Genomic DNA, 23,108 nt, shown 5'->3' on the forward strand with positions numbered 1-23,108 from the left:
GAACAAAAGTTTGTTATGATAAAAGAAAGTGCAGCCGGATGCAACAAAAGGAATTAGAAAGGACGTAAGATGGACTTATTTGATTATATGAAAGAAACCACGCTGGAAAATGAGTCTCCTCTGGCATCGAGAATGCGGCCGACGACGCTGGAGGAAGTGGTTGGGCAGGAACATATTATCGGCAAAGACAAATTGCTGTACCGTGCGATCAAGGCAGACAAACTGGGATCTGTTATTTTTTACGGTCCTCCCGGAACCGGAAAAACCACGTTGGCGAAAGTGATCGCCAACACGACAAGCGCAAGATTTACCCAGCTGAATGCGACCACAGCCGGAAAAAAAGATATGGAGGAAGTGGTAAAAGAAGCGCAACAACATCTTGGAATGTACGGGAAAAAGACGATTCTGTTCGTAGACGAGATCCACCGGTTTAATAAGGGACAGCAGGATTACCTGTTGCCGTTTGTAGAAGACGGTACACTGGTACTGATTGGTGCTACCACAGAAAATCCGTATTTTGAGGTAAACGGTGCGTTGCTGTCCCGTTCCATTATTTTTGAACTGAAATCGTTGGAAAAAAAGGATATCCGAAAACTTCTGGACAGGGCTGTTACAGATCCGGTTAAGGGACTGGGCAGTTATCATGCAGAAGTCAGTGAGGAGGCACTGGACTTTCTGGCTGACCTTGCCGGTGGAGATGCAAGGGCAGCGTTGAATGCAATAGAACTTGGCGTTCTTACTACAGAGAGAAGTGCAGACGGAAAAATCCATGTAGATCTTGAAACAGCGCAGGAATGCATCCAGAAGCGGGTAGTGCGTTACGATAAGACAGGAGATCAGCATTATGATACCATCTCAGCATTTATTAAAAGTATGCGGGGATCTGATCCGGATGCAGCTGTCTATTATTTGGCGAAGATGTTGTATGCGGGAGAAGATATCAAATTTATTGCGAGAAGAATCATGATCTGTGCGGCAGAAGACGTAGGTATGGCAGATCCACAGGCACTTGTCGTTGCTACAGCTGCAGCACAGGCAGTAGAACGGATCGGAATGCCGGAAGCACAGATCATTCTGTCAGAAGCAGTAACCTATGTGGCAACTGCGCCGAAAAGTAATACTGCCTGTGAAGCAGTCTTTGCAGCGATGGCTTCCGTGAAAAAGAAAAAGACAAGTGTTCCGGCACATCTGCAGGATGCTCATTATAAAGGATCCTCAAAACTGGGGCATGGTGTTGGTTATCTGTATGCCCATGATTACCCGGAACATTATGTGAAACAGCAATACCTGCCGGATGAGATCAAAGAGGAAGTTTTTTATCACCCAACAGATATCGGTTATGAAAAACAGGCCGGAGAGAGACTCCGACATTTACGGGAGAGAGAAGAATAAAAGAAAAGAACGGAGTGAACAGAACAAGTCAGGAAAGAGATGTCATCACCGATGCATAGATTTCCTGACTTCTTTTCGGCCAGTTATGACAGAGATTTTTTGCCATTTCTTCAGTGGGAACAGTGATTTTTAATTGGATCAGCGGTGCATTTTTTTCAAGTACACCGAGCTGGACGGTATACTCCTGTTCCGGTGTGCGGTAATATTCGGCGGTAATAGAATTCTCATTCCGCATTTCATATCCTTTTTCCAGGATATAGCTGTCCACCTCCAGCCGGATGGAATCGGACATATTCTTTTCAAAATAAGAAAGTGTTTTTTGACCTTCCGGAGTGATCTCATAGCAGATACTGTTTCCCTGTTTTCGCTCCAGAATCAGATGTGTATCCATCAGATCATGGATCGTCTGCTGAATATGAAAATATGTGGTATATTCATGATCCAGCAGAAAGTTGGTAATCTGGCTGTTGGAAAGAGGGAAGGTTACTTTTTTCAGCATGTATAAAATGATCATTTTATAAAGTGTAGAGGTATTTTCAATCATACAGATCCTCCTTATAAAGTCGACCCTGCCAGGTGTTTCGAACTTTCATCATATGATGCAGGTCGTTGAGTACAGAACGTTTGGCACTGCTCCAGAGAGGTGCGATCAGTAAATTTTTGGGTCCGTCACCGGTCACACGGTGAATGACAAGATCAGGGGACAGATGTTCCAGACAGGAAATCAGAAGGTCTAGGTATTCTTCACGGGAAAGTGTCTGAAACTTTCCGGCAAGATAATCATCAGCAAGATCGGTTCCTTTCAGCACATGAAGCAACTGCAATTTGATTCCCTGGATGGGCTGGCAGTTCAGATAGTTGATTGTCTCAAGCATCTGTTCCGAAGATTCCCCGGGAAGGCCGAGAATTGTGTGAACGATGACTTCAAGATTACGTGCATGCAGATTTTTTACTGCGGCTTCAAAAGTAGAGAGTGGATAACCTCTTCGGATATAGGCAGCAGTATCGGCATGGATCGTCTGAAGTCCCAGTTCTACCCATACCGGTTTGATAGTGTTCAGTTCTGAGAGAAGTGTGAGAACATCTTCCCCCAGACAGTCTGGCCTGGTACCGATGCTGAGAGCTACCACACCTGGATGACGGATGGCTTCAAAAAAGAGCGGGCGAAGATATGAAACCGGTGCATAGGTGTTTGTGTATGCCTGAAAATAAGCAATGAACTTCTGTACCGGGCGCTTTTTTTGTATCAGTGACATCTGAGACTCTATCTGCGCAGAAACTGACTGGGAAGGATCTGCCGCAAAGTCACCGGAACCTCCGGCACTGCAGAAGATACAGCCACGGTTTCCCAGTGTACCATCCCGGTTAGGACAGGACATACCTCCGTTTAATGTGATTTTATAAACTTTTTCTTTGAAACGATCCTGAAGCATATAGTCCAGGGAATGATAAGGTTTTTCCAGCCATTTTCTCATTACAGTCCCGTCCTTTTCCCAATTTATTTAATCATATCATTGGAGGGGACGCTTTGCAAGTCAAAACACCAGACAGGAAAAACCCCTTGCTTTTTTGCTGTATTGTGTTAAAATTGTATCATATTAAGTGCCCGGAAGAAGAAATGGTGGTACTTTATGTTCGCAATGAAAATATGGGGTAGTAAAGGAGAAAATCATGAGTAAAAAAATACATACAGAGGCAGTCGATCATTTGTTTGAAGCTGTTTTATGTCTGGAAAATAAAGAAGAATGTTATACATTCTTTGAAGATGTGTGTACGATCAACGAGCTGTTATCACTTTCTCAGAGATTTGAAGTGGCACGGATGCTGCGCCAGAAGAAAACATATCTGGAGATTTCCGAGAAGACCGGAGCATCCACAGCAACGATCAGCCGTGTGAACCGCTCTCTGACATACGGAAATGACGGATATGAGATGGTTTTTAACCGGATCGGAGAGAAAGAAGAATAAAGAACAAAAAGAAAATAAAGTACGAAAGAAAAGATCCTGTGGTTGGAAAATCAAAGCCACAGGATCTTTTTGTGTGTTTTGCTGTTAAAGAAATAACAGTAAAAATCCGCAGAATTTACAGAAATATATAAAATTTTATAAACAGTTGCCAATATTTTATAAAATAAGAAAAATTTTACGAACAGAAAATGAAAAAAGTGAGAAAAAAATAACAATACATAAAAATGTTTGCCGAAATACCAAAAATATGTTACAATGTGAACAAGAAATTTTCAAAAAGGAAAGATAACTATTGTAAAAAATGCACAGAAAGGAAGGGAAAATGAAAAAGTGGACAGACATCATTGAAAAACTTACGATGCTGACACAGCTCAGTCTGTCTCTCGTGACACCTCTTTTACTTTGTCTGGGGCTGTGCTGGTGGAGCAGTAACCGCTGGTCATTGGGTGGCTGGGTCTATCTGATCGGCTTTTTCTTTGGCCTTGGAGGATCTGCCATGACAGCGTGGAAGTTTTACCGGTCGGTGGTTATGCGTCAGGAACGGACAGAAAAAGAAAAAAGAAAATCAAAAGTATCTTTCAACAGACATCTTTAGGAAAGGGAACAGGACAATATGGACAATAGAAAAGAAAGAATCCAGCCTGCCGTAAGAAAAGAAACAGAACATGTTATGGTGTATACGGCAGCAGGTGTGGCAGTGATGTGGTGTGTGTTTCTGGCATTGCATCTTGTGATTCCGGAGAAAGTACCGTTTGATTATACTGTGATTCTTGGCGGGCTTTTCGGCGGTGCGGTTGCGGTATTGAATTTTTTTCTGATGGGGATGGCAGTGCAGAAAGCCGCAGCTGAGACAGAGGAAGCAGCGGCAAAGCGATGGATTCAGGCCAGTTATTCTCAGAGGAACATGATGCAGATGCTGTGGGTGATTCTTACAATTGTTCTTCCCTGTTTTCAGTTTGTAGCTGGAATCCTTCCACTTCTGATTCCTGGAACAGCAATCAAACTGGTGGGAGCAGTGAAAGGAAAATAAGGAGGTGAGAGACAGGGATGGAGGTTGATATCTCCGGTGCAAAGGTCTTTTTTACGACCCCGATCGATGTACCGCTTCTGGGAGAATTACAGATCAGCGAGACACTGATTGTCAGCTGGATCGTCATGGCGCTGATCACGGGAATATGCTTCTGGCTGACCAGAGGACTGAAGGTACGGAATATTTCAAAAAAACAGGCGGCAGCCGAATGGATCGTGGAGACTGCGGATAAGTTTGTACTGGGAAATATGGGAGAAAAGTTCCGGTACCTGATTCCGTTCGTCTCAGCATTGTTTGCAACCAGTGTGGTATCCAATCTGATCAGTCTGATCGGACTTCGCAGTCCGACAGCGGATCTTTCTACAGAGGCTGCATGGGCAGTTGTGGTTTTTACGATGATCACAGCGCAGAAGATAAAAACAAACGGTGTGGGAGGGTATCTGAAAGGATTTACCACACCGATTCCGGTTATGACTCCATTCAATATTCTTTCTGAACTGGCAACGCCGATCAGTATGGCGTGCCGTCATTTCGGTAATATTTTATCAGGGGTTGTAATCAATGCACTGATTTATGGAGCACTTGCTCTGGCAAGTAGAAAATTGCTGGGACTGATTCCGGGAGCAGTGGGAAATGTACTTTCGCAGATCCCGGTTCTGGATGTGGGAATCCCCGCAGTATTATCTGTATATTTTGACTGGTTTTCCGGAGTGATGCAGGCATTTATTTTCTGTATGTTGACGGTGATGTACATCGCGAATGCAGCAGAGGAATAGATGGACGATACAGGGAAAAACAGAAGAAAACATGTGTAGCGAAATTTTCAGGTAAATCTTATAGGAGGAAATAATATGGATTTTCAGATTTTGGCAAAAGGTATCGCACTGGCAGGATGTGCAATCGGCGCAGGATGTTCGCTGATCGCGGGTATTGGTCCTGGTATCGGTGAAGGAAATGCAGTGGCAAAAGCACTGGAAGCAATCGGACGGCAGCCGGAATGTAAAGGCGATGTTACAAGTACCATGCTGCTTGGATGCGCAATTGCAGAGACCACGGGTATCTATGGTTTTGTAACCGGTCTGCTTCTGATTTTTGTGGCACCTGGCATGTTTATGAAATTCCTGGGATAAGAACGAAAAGAAAACTAGGAGGAATAACATTATGCAGGTTCAGGAACTGGTAGGAATTATCCCCTGGACATTTGTTGCACAGATTTGCAATCTTTTTATTCAGATGTATCTGATCAAACGATTCTTGTTCAAACCGGTACACGAGATACTGGAAAAACGACGCGCGGCTGCAGATGCGGAAATCATACAGGCGGAGGAGACAAAAGCGAAAGCGGAGGCAATTCGTGCAGAATATGAACGAAATATGCAGGACGCAAGACAAAAGGCCAATGAGATTCTGGACAGCGCAAGAAATACTGCTGCGATCCAGAGTGAAAAAATCTTAAAAGAGGCTCAGGATCAGACCTTTGCAATGAAGAATAAAGCAGAAAAAGAGATTGCCCAGGAGAAGAAAAAAGCAGTCAATGAAGTGAAAGGCGAGATTGGCGATATGGCCGTGGAGATTGCCGGAAAAGTCATTGAACGTGAAATTAATGAAAAAGACCATGAAAAGCTAATAGACGAATTTATATCGAATGTAGGTGAAGTATCATGACAGAAACCGCCAGAATCTATGGGGGCAGTCTGTACGACCTTGCAGCTGAGGAAAATCTGACCGGTGAGATTCTCGGGCAGATGGAACAGATCCGCACACTTTTACGGGAGAATCCGGAGTATGAACGACTGTTGTCAGAACCTTCGATTCCTCAGATGGAAAGAAACGGGATGATCGAGGCGGCATTTGGAGGTCAGGCGCAACGATATTTGGTGAATTTTATGAAACTGATGTGTGAGAAAAATCTTCTCGGGGAATATTCCGGCTGTTTCGAGGCTTTCAAAAGCAGATATTATGAAGATCATAATATCGCTGAGGCGGTTGTGACCAGTGTCTGTCCTCTGTCGGAGGAGCAGCAGAAACGCCTGAAAGAAAAACTGAAAAAAATCAGTGGAAAAGAGATTATCCTGATTCAGAAAACCGATCCGGCGTTACTGGCAGGGGTTCGGGTAGAACTGGATGGAAAATTGCTGGACGGAACGGTGAAGAACCGGATTTCGGAGATTTCCGACAAGATTCATCATGCAACAGTGTAGGAGGAAAACATGCAACTGAAACCAGAAGAAATATCCAAAGTCATCCGAAGTCAGATCAAGTATTATGAGAATGCGATCCGGCAGGATGAAACAGGTACCGTTCTGATGGTAGGTGATGGAATTGCCAGAGTCAGTGGTCTTGCAAACTGTATGGCAGGGGAACTGCTGGAGTTTGAAGACGGAAGCTTTGGTATGGCACAGAACCTGGAAGAAAACAGTGTATCTGTTGTTTTATTTGGTTCGGGGGAAACCATCAGTGAGGAGCAGATGGTAAAACGAACCGGAAAAGTAGTATCCGTTCCGGTAGGTGAGACTCTGATAGGCAGAGTTGTCAATGCGCTGGGACAGCCAATCGATGCGGGGGGACCGATCAGTGCATCGGAGTATCGGCCAATTGAAAGTCAGGCGCCGGGTATCTGTGAACGGCAGGGGGTATGTCAGCCGTTGCAGACCGGTATCAAGGCAATTGACTCAATGGTTCCAATTGGAAGAGGTCAGCGTGAGCTGATCATCGGTGACCGCCAGACAGGAAAGACAACCATAGCCACCGATACCATTCTGAATCAGAAAGGAAAAGATGTGATCTGTATTTATGTGGCAATCGGACAGAAGCGTTCTACCGTAGCCTCTCTGGTGGAAAATCTGGAGAAAAATGGTGCTATGGATTACACTATAGTGGTTGCAGCTACTGCATCGGAGGCAAGTCCGCTGCAGTATATCGTACCGTATACCGGCTGTGCGATGGGTGAATATTTTATGTATCAGGGGAAAGATGTCCTGATTATTTACGATGATCTGAGTAAGCATGCAGTGGCATACAGGGCACTGTCATTACTGATTCGACGCCCACCGGGACGTGAAGCCTATCCGGGCGATGTATTTTATCTTCATTCAAGGCTTCTGGAACGTGCGGCAAAACTGGATGATGCACATGGAGGAGGATCGCTGACGGCACTTCCGATCATTGAGACTCAGGCAGGAGATATTTCAGCTTATATTCCGACTAATGTCATATCTATCACGGATGGACAGATATTCCTGGAATCAGAACTGTTCCATTCCGGTGTTATGCCGGCAGTTAATCCGGGTATTTCAGTTTCCAGGGTAGGAGGAAATGCGCAGATTAAGGCAATGAAGAAAGTTGCCGGTACATTAAAACTGATTTATTCCCAGTACAGAGAACTGGAAAGTTTTGCACAGTTTGGCTCTGATCTGGATGCAGATACCAAAATGCGTCTGGAACAGGGAGCACGGATTGTAGAAGTTTTAAAACAGAAACAGAATGCACCGGTGTCGGTAGAAAAGCAGGTAGCGATTCTTTATGCGGTCACAAAAGGAATTCTGTCCAAAGTAGTGACAGAAGATGTGGAACTGTATGAGGAAGGGTTATATATATGGCTGGATACGGATGCCCGTGGAGCAGAAGTGATGCAGGTGATCCGGGAAAGCGGAAAACTGGAAAAAGAAACAGAAGAAAAACTGAAAAGCGCTCTGGAAGCTTATACAGAAAGCTTTTTGGATACAAGAATTCAAAAATAAATAAAAAAAGAAGGAGGAACCTATGGCTGCAAATATGAAAGCGGTAAAACTGCGGATAAAAAGTGTGGAAAGCACCATGCAGATTACCAAGGCTATGGAACTTGTGGCGTCCTCCAAGCTGCGAAAGGCCAAGGAGCGGGCGGATACCTGCCGTCCTTATTTTCAGGAGTTGTACCGTACATTACAGGAAATAGCTAAAGGAAATACAGAATTCTATTCTGTTTATGTGAAAGAAGCGGTTCAGGAAAAATGCTGTTATGTCCTGATCGCAGGAGACCGGGGACTGGCAGGTGGGTATAATGCCAATTTACTGCGCTGTTTTGAGGAGGATGCAAAAGGGAAAATGGTCAGTGTTCTTCCTATTGGAAAAAAGGCGGTAGAATATGTCAGATCCAACAATCTGGAATACGTCACAGACGCTTTTGCAGAAATTGCGGATATTTCTGTAGCTGACTGTTTTGAAATCGCTTCTATCCTGTGCAAAGAATTTCGACAGGGAACATTTGGTCATGTGGAACTTTGTTATACCCGATTTGTTTCCATTCTGACGCAGAACCCGGAATCAGTTCCGGTACTTCCACTGATAGACATTGCAAAAGAAGAACAGGGACATAATGAGAAAGAAAGAATTCGTAATCTGATTTTGTATGAACCAAATGGAGTGGAAGTGTTTAACTCCATTGTTCCGGAATATCTCGGAGGTCTGATCTACGGTGGTGTCTGTGAGAGTGTGGCAAGCGAACTGGCAGCACGAAGAAATGCTATGGAGAAAGCAACCGGTAATGCCCAGGATATGATCGATGAGTTGAATTTGTATTATAACCGGGAACGCCAAGCAGGCATTACTCAGGAAATCACGGAGATTGTCGGAGGTGCAGAATGTCTGTAGCCGGACATACGGTGCAGGAAGCTGAAAGAAAAATATAAGGTAAGGAGATTGGTAGATGAGCGAAAAGCACATTGGAAAAGTAATACAGGTGACCGGACCGGTTCTGGATATTCGCTTTCCGGAGGGGGAGTTACCTGCACTCCTGAATGCCATAGAAATAGACAATCATGGAGAAAAACTGATCGTGGAAGTGGCGCAGCAGACCGGAGATCATACGGTTCGTTGCATTGCCATGAAATCGACAGATGGTCTGGTTCGTGGAACTGCCGCGGTGGATACGGGAAAACCGATTACGGTTCCTGTCGGAGAAGCCTGTCTTGGCAGAGTGTTTAATCTGCTGGGAGAGACGGTAGATGATCAGGGTCCGGTAATCACAGAGGAACAATGGCCGATCCACAGAAATGCACCGGAATACGAAGAACAGGTTCCGGCAACAGAGATTCTGGAAACCGGAATTAAAGTTGTGGATCTGATCTGTCCGTATGCGAAAGGTGGAAAGATCGGTTTGTTCGGTGGTGCCGGGGTAGGAAAGACGGTTCTGATCATGGAACTGATTCACAACGTAGCAACTGCTCACGGAGGACTTTCCGTATTTACCGGTGTAGGAGAGCGGACAAGAGAAGGAAATGATCTTTATAATGAGATGAAAGAAAGCGGTGTTATTGATAAAACAGCACTGGTGTACGGACAGATGAATGAACCACCGGGAGCACGTATGCGTGTGGGTCTGTCCGGTCTTACGATGGCAGAGTATTTTCGTGATGTGAAAAATCAGGATGTACTGTTGTTTATTGATAACATCTTCCGGTTTACACAGGCGGGTTCGGAAGTGTCGGCCCTGCTCGGACGTATGCCGTCTGCAGTAGGTTACCAGCCAACTCTTGCTACAGAGATGGGTGCACTTCAGGAGCGAATCACTTCGACGAGAAAAGGATCCATCACATCTGTACAGGCTGTGTATGTGCCGGCGGATGACCTGACAGACCCGGCGCCGGCAACAACATTTACCCATCTGGATGCGACTACAGTTCTTTCCAGAGAGATTGCCAGTCAGGGTATCTATCCGGCGGTGGATCCACTGGATTCTACCAGCCGTATCCTGGCACCGGAGATTGTGGGAAAAGAGCATTATGAAATTGCACGTGCAGTACAGCAAGTACTGCAGCGCTACAAAGAACTGCAGGATATTATAGCTATCATGGGTATGGATGAACTGTCGGAAGAAGATAAAAAGACGGTTAACCGTGCACGAAAAGTACAGCGTTATCTGTCGCAGAGCTTCTCGGTTGCAGAACAGTTTACCGGAATGGCGGGAACTTATGTACCGTTAAAAGAGACATTGCGTGGATTCCGCATGATCCTTGACGGAGCGTGTGATGAGATTCCGGAGAGCTGCTTCCTGTTTGCCGGAAACATCGATGAGGTGTTTGAAAAAGCAAAAGTACAGAACCAGTAAAGGAGGGTAACGAATGAGCACATTTCCTTTGCGTATCGGTACACCGGACGGACTGCTGTATGAAGGAGAAGTCGCAAGACTTGTCTGCCGGACAATCAATGGTGATCTTGCGATTTTGCCAAGACACTGCAATTACTGTACGGCACTTGGCATGGGAGAAGCCCATATTATACTGGAAGACGGCAGCAGGAAGAATGCAGCCTGTATCGGCGGGATGCTTTCTGTGATGAATGGAACCTGCCATGTGCTGGCAACAACCTGGGAGTGGGAAGAAGATATAGATACAGAGAGAGCGGAAGATGCCAGAAAACGTGCGGAAGCCAGACTGGCAGAAGGCGGTCTCAGCGATAAGGAATATCGGATCGTCAAGGCAAAACTGCAAAGAGCACTGGTTCGTCTCGGAGTGAAAGAATAAAGAAAAAATGTAATTGTTCGGTATCTTCCCGGGCACGAGCAAAAAATGCAGGATTCGAAGAAATATCGAATCCTGCATTTTTAATGCTATTTTTTCTTTTTTTCTTTAGTATCCGGGTGCAGATCGTCGATCAGAGATTCAATTAACTGCTTTTTCACATATACATCAAAACTGAGAAGGCAGATAAAAGAAAAAGTTTTCAGAAATTCCTGATCTTTTTCCGGGGCATCCTGAAACGTTTCGCGGGATAACCGATAGCGATTGGTAATATCTTCCTTCAGGATGTCTACCTGAGATTTTTCAAGGCGGAAAACTTCATTATAAATATCTTCCAGAGAGAGGTTCTCAGAGGAAGAAAAATACGTATCGGTAATAGGCTTTAAGAGTGCCTGTATATCCGTAATAGATAAAATACTTTTAAAATAATAGATAAACACCAGCACAAGAAGATGCTCTTTGGAGTATTTCTTTTTCAGTGGCGGAGGAAGCAGATCATTTTTTGCATAATTGTTGATCATGGTTTTCGTAAGAATTTTATCCTCCGGATAGCGCTTGGAGGAAGCCAGCTGTGCATCCATAAAGGTGGTTACCTGATCCATATATAAAGGAATATTTGGTACCTCCTCCGGTTTGATATAATCAATACGGGAAAGGCTTCCAAGAATGCTGTTTAAAAGATCACTTGTATCAATCGTCATCATATCACCTCTTCCACCCCATTATATAGTTTTTAATACTATTTGTAAATCTTTTTTTTAACGTTCCTGATCACAAGAAGCAACTAGCTTATCGGTGATTGGATCGGTACAAGACAGCTGAGATACTGTTTCGGGAGTGGCCGGTAACAATTGACTTGCGAACGGGTGCATGATATGATAAGAACACCTGTACGAAAAAATGTATTTCCGGAAATATTTCGAGATACATGTAAGAGATGGAGAGGAAAATATGAGTAAATATGATAGTTTGAATGCGATGCAGCAGGAAGCGGTATTCCATACCGAAGGTCCGGTTTTGATTCTTGCCGGTGCCGGATCTGGAAAAACCCGTGTCCTGACACACCGAATCGCATATTTGATAGAAGAAAAAGGGATTAATCCGTGGAATATTATGGCAATCACTTTTACTAATAAGGCAGCACAGGAGATGCGGGAAAGAGTGGATCAGATTGTGGGATTTGGTTCCGAAAGTATCTGGGTCAGTACCTTTCATTCCAGCTGTGTGCGGATGCTTCGCAGATATATCGATCGACTGGGGTACGATAATAATTTTACGATCTACGATACAGATGATCAGAAAACAGTAATCAAAGAGATCTGCAAGCGGTTAAACATCGATACCAAGCAGTTTAAAGAGCGAACATTGATGGCAGCAATTTCTTCCGCCAAAGACGAACTGATATCTCCGGCAGAATATAAACTGCAGGCTTCGACTGCTTCCGGCTATGGTGCGCAGACGATTGCCCGTGTGTATGAAGCGTATCAGAAGCAGCTTCGTCAGAACAACGCGCTGGACTTTGATGATCTGATTGTAAAAACAGTGGAACTGTTTCAGTCATGCCCGGATGTGCTTGACTATTATCAGGAACGGTTCCGTTATATCATGGTAGACGAGTATCAGGACACCAATACTGCCCAGTTCAAATTTGTAAGTCTGTTGGCAGAGAAATATAAAAATCTCTGTGTAGTCGGTGACGATGATCAGTCCATTTACAAGTTTCGTGGTGCCAATATCGGAAACATTCTGGGATACGAAAAAGTATTTCCACAGGCAAAAGTCATCAAACTGGAACAGAATTACCGTTCTACCCAGAATATTCTGAATGCGGCGAACGAAGTGATTAAAAATAATGAGGGGAGAAAAGACAAGACCTTATGGACGGCAAATGAAGAAGGAGCTCCCATTCATTTCCGTCAGTTTCAGAATGGGTATGAAGAAGCAGAATATATTGCAGGTGCGATCAGCCAGAAAGTCCGGGAAGGAATCTATGATTACAAGGACTGTGCGATTTTGTATCGTACCAACGCCCAGTCCCGTCTGTTTGAGGAAAAATTCCTGATTGCAAATATTCCGTATAAGATCGTAGGCGGTGTAAACTTCTATGCGAGAAAAGAAATTAAGGATCTGCTCGCTTATATGAAGACCATTGATAATGCGAAAGACGATGTAGCAGTCAAAAGGATCATCAATGTACCAAAACGTGGTATCGGTGCGGCAACTCTCGGAAAGGTGCAGGATTATGCGGATGCTTATGGTATCAGTTTTTATCAGGCACTTCGACAGGCGGAAGAGATCCCGACACTTGGTCGTGGAAGTGCAAAAGTACGTCCGTTCGTGGAATTCATTCAGAAATTCCGTAGCCAGATAGAGTATCTGTCGGTAAAAGAGTTGCTGGAAAAGCTGATTGAAGAGACAGGTTATGTGAAAGAACTTGAAGCAGAAGATACGGATGAAGCAAAAGCACGTATCGAAAATATCGATGAGTTGATATCCAAAGCAGCGTCTTACGAGGATGAGGCAGAAGATCCAAGTCTGTCCGGATTTCTGGAGGAAGTGGCACTGATAGCAGATATCGATTCGGTGGAAGAGAGTGATAACCGCGTACTTTTGATGACTCTGCACAGCGCGAAAGGTCTTGAATTTCCGAATGTCTATCTGGCGGGTATGGAAGATGGTATTTTCCCGGGGTATATGACAATTGTGGGAGACGATCCGCAGGATATGGAAGAAGAAAGACGTCTCTGCTACGTGGGAATTACAAGAGCAATGAAGGAACTGACGTTGAGTGCGGCACAGCAACGTATGATCCGAGGAGAAACACAGTATAACAAGGTATCCCGTTTTATCCGGGAGATACCACGGGAACTGGTAGAACTTGGAAGAGAGCCGAAAGCGCGAAGGATTACAAAGATGCCGGAACCATCCAGCAGTTATGCAAAGATGCGTCAGACCTACCAGAAGACCAGCTTTTCCCCCAAACAGTTTGAAGTTAAAAAATCACAGGGACTTGCTTATGGTGTGGGAGACACAGTACGCCATATCAAATTCGGAACCGGAACGGTGCAGGCGATCGTTGATGGGGGCAAGGACTATGAGGTTACAGTAGATTTTGATAAAGCCGGAACAAAGAAAATGTTTGCATCCTTTGCAAAATTAAAGAAAATAACAGAATAAATTTTTGTGGTAAAATTACAGGGATAGTGGTATAATAATACTAGTTTTTGGAAGCTATGCTTTTAGAGAAAGGACGGTGTTTAACATGAATAAACTTGACGAGTTAATGGCCTTGCTGCAAAAGCAGGAAAAAGAAGAAGAAAAATGCAAAAACACAGTAATGTGGGTACTGGCAATTATAGGTGCCGTTGCGGCAGTGGCAGGTATTACATACGCAGTGTACCGTTTTTTCACACCGGATTATCTGGAAGACTTTGAAGATGATTTCGATGATGATTTTGACGATTACTTTGAAGATGAAGATAACGAAGAAAATTAAAATGTGAATACACAAAACGGCAGGAAAGCTTCGGAGGAGACCCCGGAGCTTTTCTTCGGTTAAAAGCTGCAGACAGAAAAAACAAGAAGAAAGGACAGCAGATGAAAAAAGGCGAAGTATATGAGGGAATCATTGAACAGATAGAATTTCCGAATAAAGGAAAGGTAGTGGTGGACGGACAGACGGTGATCGTAAAAAATGGAATGCCTGGGCAAAAAGTTCGTTTTATGATCAATAAAAAAAGGGGCGGCAGAGTAGAAGCAAGGCTTCTGGAAGTGTTAGAACCATCACCGCTTGAAACGAGAAAACCGGTCTGTTCCATCTTTCCGCAGTGTGGAGGATGCATGTATCAGACCATGGATTACAGCCACCAGTTGGAGATGAAGCAGGAGCAGATCCGCAGACTCCTGGACACAGCGATCAAAAACGGTGGGCAGGTGGATGAAAACGGAAACCCGGATTATGTTTTTGAGGGAATCAAGGGAAGTCCTACAGAATTCTGTTACCGCAATAAGATGGAATTCTCGTTCGGAGATGCCGAAAAAGACGGCCCGCTGACACTGGGACTCCATAAAAAGGGAAGTACCTATGATGTGCTGACCGCATCCGACTGTAAGTTGGTACATGAAGATCTGACGAAGATTCTGACCTGTGTGCTGGATTACTGTAAGGAACAGGGATTTACCTATTATCATAAGATGCGCCATGAGGGATATCTGAGACATCTGCTGCTGCGTCGGGGAAATACGACCGGGGAGATCCTGATCAATCTGGTAACGACTACGCAGCTGAATCCTGATCTTTCTGAACTGGTGGAACGTCTTATGGCGCTTTCTCTGGAAGGGAAGATCGTGGGAATCCTGCATATTCTGAACGATTCACTGGCAGATCTTGTACAGAGTGATGAGACCAGAGTGCTGTATGGACAAGATTATTTCTATGAAAATCTTCTGGGACTGAAGTTTAAGATCACGCCGTTCTCCTTCTTCCAGCCGAATTCTCTCGGCGCGGAAGTGTTGTATGAAACTGCACGAAGCTATATTGGGGATACCAGAGACATGACGGTCTTTGATCTCTACAGCGGAACCGGTACGATTTCACAGATCCTGGCAGCAGTGGCGAAAAAAGTGATTGGTGTGGAGATCGTAGAAGAAGCCGTTGTGGCAGCCAGGGAAAATGCTGAGAGAAACGGCATCAAAAACTGCGAATTTATCGCCGGTGATGTGCTGAAAGTGCTTGATGAGATTGAAGAAAAACCGGATTTTATCGTACTTGACCCGCCGCGGGACGGTATCCATCCGAAAGCTCTTCCGAAGATCATCGAATACCAGGTGGATAATCTGGTTTATATTTCCTGTAAACCGACCAGCCTTGCAAGGGATCTGGAAATCTTTTTACAGCGTGGCTATCGCGTGGAGCGGTGCGTATGTGTCGATCAGTTTGCACAGACAGTTCACACAGAAACGATCTGTCATCTGAAACATACAATAGAAAAACAGTAACTGTGATGATACTGAGCAGGTACAAAAACAGCTGGACGAAACGCATCTGACAAGATAAAATAAAGATAATTGTATGATGAATCAAAGAATCAAAAAATGACAGCAAAGAGAGGTTTAATTAATGAATAAACAATCCGAAAAATTAGCAAAAGCAATTGCATATGAGGCAAAGAAAAAGAAGGAGAGAGATGAGGATAAACGTCCGGCATTTCATGTAACGCCGACAACCGGCTGGTGCAACGATCCGAACGGATTTTCCCGATTTGGTGAGGAATATCATCTGTTTTATCAGTATTATCCATATGAAAATAAATGGGGTCCGATGCACTGGGGACATTGCAGGACAAAAGATTTTATCAAATGGGAAGAACTTCCATGTGCGCTGGCACCGGATATGGAATACGATGGTCAGGGATGTTTTTCCGGAACAGCTGTGGAACATGAAGGAAAACATATTCTGATGTATACCAGTGTTCTGGAAAAAGATCTGGAGGATGGCACACATATGGTACGCCAGACACAGAGCATTGCGATCGGTGATGGCGAAAATTATGAAAAAGTGGCAGAAAACCCGGTGATCACCGCAGACTGCCTGCCGGAAGGAAGCTCCCCGGTGGATTTTCGTGATCCGAAGATCTGGAAAGAAGACGGACGCTTCTATGCATTGATCGGAAGCAAGGCAGAGGATGGAAGCGGTCAGCTGGCACTATTTACATCTGAAGATGCGCTCCATTGGAATTACGAGAAAATGATCGACCAGTGTAAAAACCGCTATGGAAAAATGTGGGAGTGCCCGGATTTCTTTGCACTTGACGGCTGTCAGGTTCTGATCGTATCTCCGCAGTTTATGAGAGCAGAAGGACTGGAGTTTCATAATGGAAACAATTCCATCTATTTTACCGGAGATTATGAGAAAGAGGCGATGACTTATACCAGAGGCGATGCGAGACAGGTGGACTATGGTATGGATTTTTATGCACCGCAGACGGTAGAAACAACCGATGGAAGAAGAGTTATGATTGCATGGCTGCAGAGCTGGGATAATTTCATGACTCCGGAAGATATGGACTGGACCGGTCTTATGACCATTCCGAGAGAACTCCATGTGGAAGACGGCAGCCTGGTACAGCTTCCGGTACGTGAGATTGAAAATTATTATACCGGCGAGCACAGCTATGAAAATGTCACCCTGGAAAACCAGTCTGCTGAACTGGACGGAATCACAGGCAGAAGTTTTGATATGACGGTAGAAGTAAAAAAAGAGGATCTGGAAGGATTCTCCATTTTGCTTGCCTGCGATGATGAAAATTATACGGAACTGTACTATAACAGATACCAGGAATTATTTACCGTGGATCGTACGTATTCCGGTCTGGTAAGAGATGTGATCTGCAGTCGCAGTATGAAGGTGGCAAATGAGAAAGAAACGATCAAATTCAGGATTGTGATGGATAAGTATACAATAGAAGTATTTGCAAATGATGGTAAACAGGCGATGACAACACTGATCTATACGGATTTGAAGTCGCAGGGGATCGTATTTTCTAGCGATGGAAAAGCAACATTCAGCGTGACACAGCATACAATTACCATGCCGGAATAGACCCTTTCTTGTGGGAATAAGATTCCTATGCTATAATGTGCAAAGATCAGAAATTAAAGGAGAACAGAAGTGAAATTACAATTTAATGTGCAGATGAGCAGACAGTATCTGTTTGATTTCTTTCTGCAGCATACCTACCGGACCCTGCGTGGAAAGCTCAGTCTTCTGGCAGGACTTGCGATGATTCCACTGTGTGTGCTTACCTGGAACCGGGTGGGAAGAATGTTCAGCGTGTGTTATATATTTTTTGCTGTATTTTTCCTGCTCCTGATGCCGGGAAAACTTTGGATCAAGGCGGATCAGGGATTCAAAAGAACACCAGTGTATCGTAAACCATTTACTTACAAAGTAGACAGTACCGGAATCACCACGATCCAGAACGCCCAGACCGGACATCTGAAATGGGCTCAGGTGGAAAAGGTGATTGACAGTCAGTTATGTCTGTATGTCTATATCAACAAGGCAGATGCATATGTATGGCCCAAGGCAGCAGTCGGTAAAAATTATCCGAAGCTGATGGAACTTCTGAAAAAACATGTGGATGCAAGAAAACTGAAGATCCGTCTGAAATAAAGAAAGAGGAAAACAATGACAATAGAAACAAACAGTCCTGAAGAGACCTTTGCACTGGGACAGAAACTTGGAGAACAGGCAAAAGCAGGACAAATCTATACCCTAAATGGAGACCTTGGCGTTGGGAAAACAGTGTTTACTCAGGGAATCGCCAGAGGACTAGGAATCACAGAAGCGGTCAGCAGCCCGACATTTACCATTGTGCAGGTATATGAAGAGGGAAGACTTCCTTTTTATCATTTCGATGTATACCGTATCGGAGATATCGAAGAGATGGAAGAAATCGGTTATGATGATTATTTCTTCGGAAATGGTGTGTGTATGATCGAATGGGCGGAACTGATAGAAGAACTGATTCCGGAAAACAGTATTCATGTAACAATTGAGAAAGACCTGGAAAAAGGATTTGATTACCGTCGGATCACCATTACCGGTCTGGAAGGATGGGAGAACAAATGAAAATATTAGCACTTGACAGCTCAGGACTGGTAGCGTCTGTCGCAGTTGTGGAAGACGATCAGCTGTTGGCAGAATATACGGTGAATTATAAAAAGACACATTCTCAGACCCTGCTTCCGATGCTTGATGAGATCGCGAAGATGATCGAACTGGATCTGGAAACCATAGATGCTATTGCAGTGGCAGCAGGTCCGGGATCGTTTACTGGACTTCGTATAGGTTCCGCCACGGCAAAGGGACTGGGACTGGCATTAAAGAAACCGCTGATACCGGTGCCAACAGTAGACGCACTGGCATATAATCTGTATGATTCTACAGGCGTGATCTGCCCGATGATGGATGCGAGAAGAAAACAGGTCTACACCGGAATCTACCGCTTTGCAGATCACGAACTGGTAACAGTGAGCAGACAGAAAGCAATTGCTGTGGAAGAACTGATCCGGGAACTGAATGCATTGGGAGAAGCGGTGATCTTTCTGGGAGACGGTGTTACGGTTTATCAGGAGATGTTAAAAGAAAATATGCAGGTACCGTACAGTTTTGCACCGGCACATCTGAACAAACAGCGTGCAGGAGCTGTGGGAGCATTGGCAGAAAAATATTACCGGGAAGGCAAGACAGTGACAGCAGCCGAGCATCAGCCGGAATATCTTCGGGTATCTCAGGCAGAGCGGGAGCGTGCGGAAAGAGAAGCAGGAAAAAAATAATGAAAATTCGGGAAATGCAGCTGGACGATCTGGAACAGGTGATGAAGATTGAAAATGAGAATTTCTCCCGCCCGTGGACAGAAACAGGTTTTTTTACTTTTCTTATCCGTCAGGATACGTTATTTCTGATAGCGGCGGAAGGAGAAGAGATCCTTGGGTATTGTGGTGTTGTGATGGTACAGGACGAAGGAGATATTACGAATGTATCTGTGAAAAAAGACAGGCAGAACCATGGTACCGGCAAGCTTCTGGTGCAGGAGCTGATCAGAATAACGAATGAGATGGGAGTGTCCCGTCTTTTTCTGGAAGTCCGCGAGAGCAATGAAAGGGCAATTCATGTATATGAAAAAGCCGGATTTGTGAAAAATGGCTTACGGAAAAATTATTATGAGGATCCTGTGGAACATGCAGTACTGATGATGCATGAGACAGTTGGAAAAGAAAGATAGAGGAATTAAAAATTCGATGTTAGATGTATGTTTATTGGGAACAGGTGGGATGATGCCACTGCCACGCAGATATCTTACCTCCTTCCTTGCCAGATATAACGGAAGCAGTCTGATGATCGACTGTGGAGAGGGAACTCAGGTGGCAGTGAAGTCGAAAGGATGGAGCTTTAAACCGATCGATGTGATCTGCTTCACTCATTATCATGCAGATCATATCAGTGGTCTTCCGGGAATGTTACTGACTATGGGAAATGCAGAACGTACGGAACCGCTGACCCTGATCGGACCGAAAGGACTTGAACGGGTGGTTAATGCTCTTCGTACCATTGCTCCGGAACTTCCATTTCCAATTATTTGCAAAGAAATTCAGGGGCAGGAAGAAAAATTTTCCGTTCGGGGGTATGAGATCACGGCGTTTCGGGTGAACCATAATGTGACCTGTTACGGCTATACCGTAGAGATTCGCCGTGGTGGAAAATTCTCTGTGGAACAGGCAAAAGCCAACGAGATTCCACTGAAATACTGGAACCCACTGCAAAAAGGTGAGTCCATCGAGGCAGGCGGAAAGGTGTATACACCGGATATGGTACTCGGACCGGCAAGAAAAGGTCTGAAAGTCACATACTGTACGGACAGTCGTCCGACGGTATCGATGGAAGAACATGCAAAAGAATCGGATCTGCTGATATGTGAGGGAATGTACGGAGAACCGGAAAAAGACGCAAAAGCGAGAGAATACAAGCATATGACGATGAAAGAGGCGGCAAAACTCGCGAAAAAAGCACAGGTAAAAGAAATGTGGCTGACACATTTCAGTCCCTCTCTGGTACATCCGGAAGAATATATGGATGGTGTAAGAGAGATTTTCCCGAACAGTTATGTTGGAAAAGATGGAAAATCCGTGGATTTGTTATTTGAGGAGGAAGAAAATGAGTGCGAAAGATGTTTTAATTCTGGCAATTGAGAGTTCCTGTGATGAAACGGCAGCTTCCGTAGTGAAAAATGGACGAACCATTTTGTCTAATATAATTTCTTCTCAGATTGCATTGCATACTCTGTATGGAGGGGTGGTGCCGGAAATCGCATCCAGAAAACATATTGAAAAAATAAATCAGGTAGTAGAAGAGGCGTTGACAGAGGCAGATGTTACGCTGGAGGATCTGGATGCTGTCGGAGTCACCTATGGCCCGGGTCTGGTTGGAGCACTGCTGGTGGGAGTGGCAGAAGCGAAGGCAATCAGCTATGCGAAAAAACTGCCGCTGATAGGAGTCCATCATATCGAGGGACATGTTTCTGCCAATTATATTGAACATCCGGATCTGAAACCACCGTTTATGTGCCTGATCGTATCCGGCGGACATACCCATCTGGTGATCGTCAAAGATTACGGAGAGTTTGAAATTCTTGGAAGAACAAGAGATGATGCGGCAGGGGAAGCCTTTGATAAAGTAGCACGTGCCATTGGTCTGGGATATCCGGGCGGACCAAAGATTGATAAAGTGTCCAAAGAGGGGAATCCGAATGCCATTGTATTTCCAAAGGCAAAACTGGAAGATCCTTATGATTTCAGTTTCAGCGGAGTAAAATCTGCAGTTTTAAATCATATTAATCGATGTAAGATGCAGGGAGAAGAAATCTGTGAGGCAGATATTGCTGCATCTTTCCAGAAAGCAGTGGTAGATACACTGGTGGAAAAAGCGGTAAAGGCGGCAAAAGAGCATCATATGGATAAACTGGCCATTGCTGGTGGTGTTGCCTCCAACAGTGCTCTGCGTCAGGCAATGAAAGAAGCGTGCGAGAGAGAACATATCAGGTTTTATTATCCATCGCCGATCTTTTGCACCGATAATGCGGCAATGATTGGTGTTGCGGCTTATTACGAATACAAAAAAGGTGTGCGTCACGGATGGGATCTGAATGCAGTTCCAAATCTGAAACTGGGAGAACGGTAAGAAAGGAAGGTGATACCAGTGAAATGTACAGCAATCATTCTGGCAGCAGGTCAGGGAAAAAGGATGAAAAGTAATGTACAGAAACAGTTTTTACAGCTGGGAGAATATCCGGTGCTGTATTATTCACTGAAAGCTTTTCAGGATTCACCGGAAATCACAGACATTGTTCTGGTGTGTGGGAAAACAGAAATCAATTACTGTAAAGATGCATTTGTGCAGAAGTATCATATTGATAAAGTGTCAGAAGTAGTTGCAGGTGGAAAAGAGAGATATGAATCGGTTTATCAGGGACTTTGTGCCTGTCACAAAACAGATTATGTTCTGATTCACGATGGAGCAAGACCATTTGTCACAGAAGAACTGATTCAGCGAGGCCTTGACTGTGCGAAAGAATATCAGGCATGTGCAGCAGGTGTGCCATCCAAAGATACAGTGAAGATAATTGGTGAAGGAAAAAAAGTGGTATCTACACCGGATCGGAGTCATGTGTGGAATGTTCAGACACCACAGATATTTGAGTATCATCTGATAAAAAAAGCTTATGAAAAAGCATTGATGCATGACAGCAGCAGAATTACAGATGATGCTATGGTAGTAGAGGATTATGGAAATCATAAGGTATGGTTATATGAAGGATCTTATAAAAATATAAAAATTACTACACCGGAAGACCTTGAAATTGGTGAAATATTTGCCCGTGAAACATATGATAAAAAAAAGTAAAAAAAATGAAAAAAGTATATTGACATATTGAAAAACAGATGATAGAATATCACTTGTCTTCGAGCGAGACAAAAGCGCAGACCACTACAGAGATATGGAGAGGTATCGAAGTGGTCATAACGAGGCGGTCTTGAAAACCGTTTGTCCGAAAGGGCGCGTGGGTTCGAATCCCACCCTCTCCGTTACAAAAGAAAAAACTGATCTTCTGATCAGGCATTTGGAGAAGTACCCAAGTGGCTGAAGGGGCTCCCCTGGAAAGGGAGTAGGTCGTTAGTAGCGGCGCGAGGGTTCAAATCCCTCCTTCTCCGTTCGGTGAAAACCGAAGAGTTGCGAGGAAAAAGTTCTTGACAACTAAGCGGTAGACATGATATACTACCAAAGTTGCTGCAAGAGAGAAGCAAAAACAACTTCAAAAAAGTTAAAAAAAGTTCTTGACAGGCAGGAAACGACATGATATAATAGCAAAGCTGTTTGAGACAAACGGCAATGCAAAACTGATCTTTGATAACTGAACAGTGAAACACATTCCTCGAAAGTTCTTTTTAAAATCATAAAAACGAACGATCGAAAGATCCTTAAAAAACAGTAAAAGGGATAAATTAGCCAAGAGTTGATTTTGACCTGGAGCAAACATTTATTTAGAGAGTTTGATCCTGGCTCAGGATGAACGCTGGCGGCGTGCTTAACACATGCAAGTCGAACGAAGCGCTTTGGACAGATTCTTCGGATGAAGTCCTTAGTGACTGAGTGGCGGACG

General features: G+C 44.3%; 26 protein-coding genes, 2 tRNA genes and 1 rRNA gene. 26 read left to right on the forward strand and 3 right to left on the reverse strand.

Features of this window, described 5'->3' with window-relative positions:
• The first annotated feature begins 69 nt into the window (after positions 1 to 69).
• Positions 70 to 1,392 (forward strand): replication-associated recombination protein A, encoded by a 1,323-nt coding sequence (locus FYJ57_RS08505; protein WP_022170983.1) that lies wholly within the window; start codon positions 70 to 72, stop codon positions 1,390 to 1,392.
• A 28-nt stretch (positions 1,393 to 1,420) separates the two neighbouring features.
• Here the strand turns inward: FYJ57_RS08505 and FYJ57_RS08510 are convergent, their stop codons facing one another.
• Both FYJ57_RS08510 and FYJ57_RS08515 read right to left on the reverse strand, forming a co-directional pair.
• The gene (locus FYJ57_RS08510) at positions 1,421 to 1,936 is read right to left on the reverse strand and encodes a DUF4364 family protein (protein WP_022170984.1); all 516 of its coding nucleotides are present in this window, start codon (positions 1,934 to 1,936) and stop codon (positions 1,421 to 1,423) included.
• Positions 1,929 to 2,867, reverse strand: coding sequence for a tRNA modification radical SAM protein MnmL/YtqA (locus FYJ57_RS08515; protein ID WP_154432336.1), 939 nt, complete (start codon positions 2,865 to 2,867; stop codon positions 1,929 to 1,931). Before FYJ57_RS08515 ends, FYJ57_RS08510 begins: the two co-directional genes overlap by 8 nt.
• Positions 2,868 to 3,063: 196 nt before the next feature.
• Here FYJ57_RS08515 and FYJ57_RS08520 point away from each other — a divergent pair, with 196 nt between their 5' ends.
• The 11 genes from FYJ57_RS08520 (at position 3,064) to atpC (ending at position 10,890) form a co-directional block, all read left to right on the forward strand.
• Entirely contained in the window at positions 3,064 to 3,360 is a 297-nt protein-coding gene (locus tag FYJ57_RS08520) for a YerC/YecD family TrpR-related protein (RefSeq protein ID WP_022170986.1), read from the forward strand.
• Positions 3,361 to 3,682: 322 nt separating this feature from the next.
• Positions 3,683 to 3,955: an AtpZ/AtpI family protein gene (locus tag FYJ57_RS08525; RefSeq protein WP_154432337.1), complete on the forward strand. Its 273-nt coding sequence runs from the start codon at positions 3,683 to 3,685 to the stop codon at positions 3,953 to 3,955.
• A gap of 18 nt (positions 3,956 to 3,973) precedes the next feature.
• The gene (locus FYJ57_RS08530) at positions 3,974 to 4,390 is read left to right on the forward strand and encodes a hypothetical protein (RefSeq protein WP_117525707.1); all 417 of its coding nucleotides are present in this window, start codon (positions 3,974 to 3,976) and stop codon (positions 4,388 to 4,390) included.
• A 17-nt stretch (positions 4,391 to 4,407) separates the two neighbouring features.
• Positions 4,408 to 5,166 carry a F0F1 ATP synthase subunit A gene (locus tag FYJ57_RS08535; protein WP_154432338.1) on the forward strand — a complete coding sequence of 253 codons (759 nt, stop codon included), beginning with the start codon at positions 4,408 to 4,410 and terminating at the stop codon, positions 5,164 to 5,166.
• Positions 5,167 to 5,241: 75 nt separating this feature from the next.
• Positions 5,242 to 5,520, forward strand: coding sequence for an ATP synthase F0 subunit C (gene atpE / locus FYJ57_RS08540; RefSeq protein WP_022171396.1), 279 nt, complete (start codon positions 5,242 to 5,244; stop codon positions 5,518 to 5,520).
• A gap of 31 nt (positions 5,521 to 5,551) precedes the next feature.
• Positions 5,552 to 6,055: a F0F1 ATP synthase subunit B gene (gene atpF, locus FYJ57_RS08545; RefSeq protein ID WP_106492777.1), complete on the forward strand. Its 504-nt coding sequence runs from the start codon at positions 5,552 to 5,554 to the stop codon at positions 6,053 to 6,055.
• Positions 6,052 to 6,591: an ATP synthase F1 subunit delta gene (atpH, locus tag FYJ57_RS08550; RefSeq protein ID WP_022171394.1), complete on the forward strand. Its 540-nt coding sequence runs from the start codon at positions 6,052 to 6,054 to the stop codon at positions 6,589 to 6,591. Before atpF ends, atpH begins: the two co-directional genes overlap by 4 nt.
• A gap of 9 nt (positions 6,592 to 6,600) precedes the next feature.
• Complete coding sequence (gene atpA / locus FYJ57_RS08555) at positions 6,601 to 8,130, forward strand: F0F1 ATP synthase subunit alpha (RefSeq protein WP_154432339.1); 1,530 nt, start codon at positions 6,601 to 6,603, stop codon at positions 8,128 to 8,130.
• 22 nt (positions 8,131 to 8,152) lie between these two features.
• Positions 8,153 to 9,019 (forward strand): ATP synthase F1 subunit gamma, encoded by an 867-nt coding sequence (gene atpG / locus FYJ57_RS08560; RefSeq protein WP_154432340.1) that lies wholly within the window; start codon positions 8,153 to 8,155, stop codon positions 9,017 to 9,019.
• Between the two features lie 55 nt (positions 9,020 to 9,074).
• Complete coding sequence (atpD, locus tag FYJ57_RS08565) at positions 9,075 to 10,475, forward strand: F0F1 ATP synthase subunit beta (protein WP_022171391.1); 1,401 nt, start codon at positions 9,075 to 9,077, stop codon at positions 10,473 to 10,475.
• Between the two features lie 13 nt (positions 10,476 to 10,488).
• Positions 10,489 to 10,890 (forward strand): ATP synthase F1 subunit epsilon, encoded by a 402-nt coding sequence (gene atpC / locus FYJ57_RS08570; RefSeq protein ID WP_022171390.1) that lies wholly within the window; start codon positions 10,489 to 10,491, stop codon positions 10,888 to 10,890.
• A gap of 86 nt (positions 10,891 to 10,976) precedes the next feature.
• On the opposite strand, the gene FYJ57_RS08575 is transcribed toward atpC, so the two are convergent.
• Complete coding sequence (locus FYJ57_RS08575; protein ID WP_022171389.1) at positions 10,977 to 11,588, reverse strand: DUF1836 domain-containing protein; 612 nt, start codon at positions 11,586 to 11,588, stop codon at positions 10,977 to 10,979.
• 250 nt (positions 11,589 to 11,838) lie between these two features.
• Here FYJ57_RS08575 and pcrA point away from each other — a divergent pair, with 250 nt between their 5' ends.
• From pcrA to FYJ57_RS08645, 14 genes are all read left to right on the forward strand, one after another.
• On the forward strand, positions 11,839 to 14,064 hold the full coding sequence (gene pcrA, locus FYJ57_RS08580; RefSeq protein WP_154432341.1) for a DNA helicase PcrA: 2,226 nt from the start codon (positions 11,839 to 11,841) through the stop codon (positions 14,062 to 14,064).
• A gap of 85 nt (positions 14,065 to 14,149) precedes the next feature.
• Positions 14,150 to 14,383: a hypothetical protein gene (locus tag FYJ57_RS08585; RefSeq protein WP_154432342.1), complete on the forward strand. Its 234-nt coding sequence runs from the start codon at positions 14,150 to 14,152 to the stop codon at positions 14,381 to 14,383.
• 101 nt (positions 14,384 to 14,484) lie between these two features.
• Positions 14,485 to 15,885, forward strand: a complete 1,401-nt coding sequence (gene rlmD, locus FYJ57_RS08590; RefSeq protein WP_154432343.1) for a 23S rRNA (uracil(1939)-C(5))-methyltransferase RlmD — start codon at positions 14,485 to 14,487, stop codon at positions 15,883 to 15,885.
• Positions 15,886 to 16,006: 121 nt separating this feature from the next.
• Entirely contained in the window at positions 16,007 to 17,488 is a 1,482-nt protein-coding gene (locus FYJ57_RS08595) for a glycoside hydrolase family 32 protein (RefSeq protein ID WP_154432344.1), read from the forward strand.
• A gap of 69 nt (positions 17,489 to 17,557) precedes the next feature.
• Complete coding sequence (locus FYJ57_RS15850; RefSeq protein ID WP_022171385.1) at positions 17,558 to 18,061, forward strand: YcxB family protein; 504 nt, start codon at positions 17,558 to 17,560, stop codon at positions 18,059 to 18,061.
• A 15-nt stretch (positions 18,062 to 18,076) separates the two neighbouring features.
• Positions 18,077 to 18,520, forward strand: coding sequence for a tRNA (adenosine(37)-N6)-threonylcarbamoyltransferase complex ATPase subunit type 1 TsaE (gene tsaE / locus FYJ57_RS08605; protein ID WP_022171384.1), 444 nt, complete (start codon positions 18,077 to 18,079; stop codon positions 18,518 to 18,520).
• Positions 18,517 to 19,227 carry a tRNA (adenosine(37)-N6)-threonylcarbamoyltransferase complex dimerization subunit type 1 TsaB gene (gene tsaB / locus FYJ57_RS08610; RefSeq protein ID WP_118575585.1) on the forward strand — a complete coding sequence of 237 codons (711 nt, stop codon included), beginning with the start codon at positions 18,517 to 18,519 and terminating at the stop codon, positions 19,225 to 19,227. The genes tsaE and tsaB overlap by 4 nt, the downstream gene beginning before the upstream one ends.
• Entirely contained in the window at positions 19,227 to 19,676 is a 450-nt protein-coding gene (gene rimI, locus FYJ57_RS08615; RefSeq protein ID WP_022171382.1) for a ribosomal protein S18-alanine N-acetyltransferase, read from the forward strand. Before tsaB ends, rimI begins: the two co-directional genes overlap by 1 nt.
• A gap of 16 nt (positions 19,677 to 19,692) precedes the next feature.
• Positions 19,693 to 20,640 (forward strand): ribonuclease Z, encoded by a 948-nt coding sequence (locus tag FYJ57_RS08620; protein WP_154432345.1) that lies wholly within the window; start codon positions 19,693 to 19,695, stop codon positions 20,638 to 20,640.
• Positions 20,606 to 21,628 carry a tRNA (adenosine(37)-N6)-threonylcarbamoyltransferase complex transferase subunit TsaD gene (gene tsaD, locus FYJ57_RS08625; protein ID WP_154432346.1) on the forward strand — a complete coding sequence of 341 codons (1,023 nt, stop codon included), beginning with the start codon at positions 20,606 to 20,608 and terminating at the stop codon, positions 21,626 to 21,628. The genes FYJ57_RS08620 and tsaD overlap by 35 nt, the downstream gene beginning before the upstream one ends.
• Before the next feature lie 18 nt (positions 21,629 to 21,646).
• A complete protein-coding gene (ispD, locus tag FYJ57_RS08630) occupies positions 21,647 to 22,351 on the forward strand; it encodes a 2-C-methyl-D-erythritol 4-phosphate cytidylyltransferase (protein WP_328597453.1) in 705 nt (234 codons plus the stop codon).
• 96 nt (positions 22,352 to 22,447) lie between these two features.
• Positions 22,448 to 22,533 (forward strand) — tRNA-Ser (locus tag FYJ57_RS08635).
• 37 nt (positions 22,534 to 22,570) lie between these two features.
• Positions 22,571 to 22,659: transfer RNA gene (locus FYJ57_RS08640), tRNA-Ser, on the forward strand.
• A 327-nt stretch (positions 22,660 to 22,986) separates the two neighbouring features.
• Positions 22,987 to 23,108 (forward strand): 16S ribosomal RNA (locus FYJ57_RS08645); the annotation flags it as partial.

The sequence above is a fragment of the Oliverpabstia intestinalis genome, from assembly GCF_009696065.1.
GTDB lineage: Bacteria > Bacillota > Clostridia > Lachnospirales > Lachnospiraceae > Oliverpabstia > Oliverpabstia intestinalis.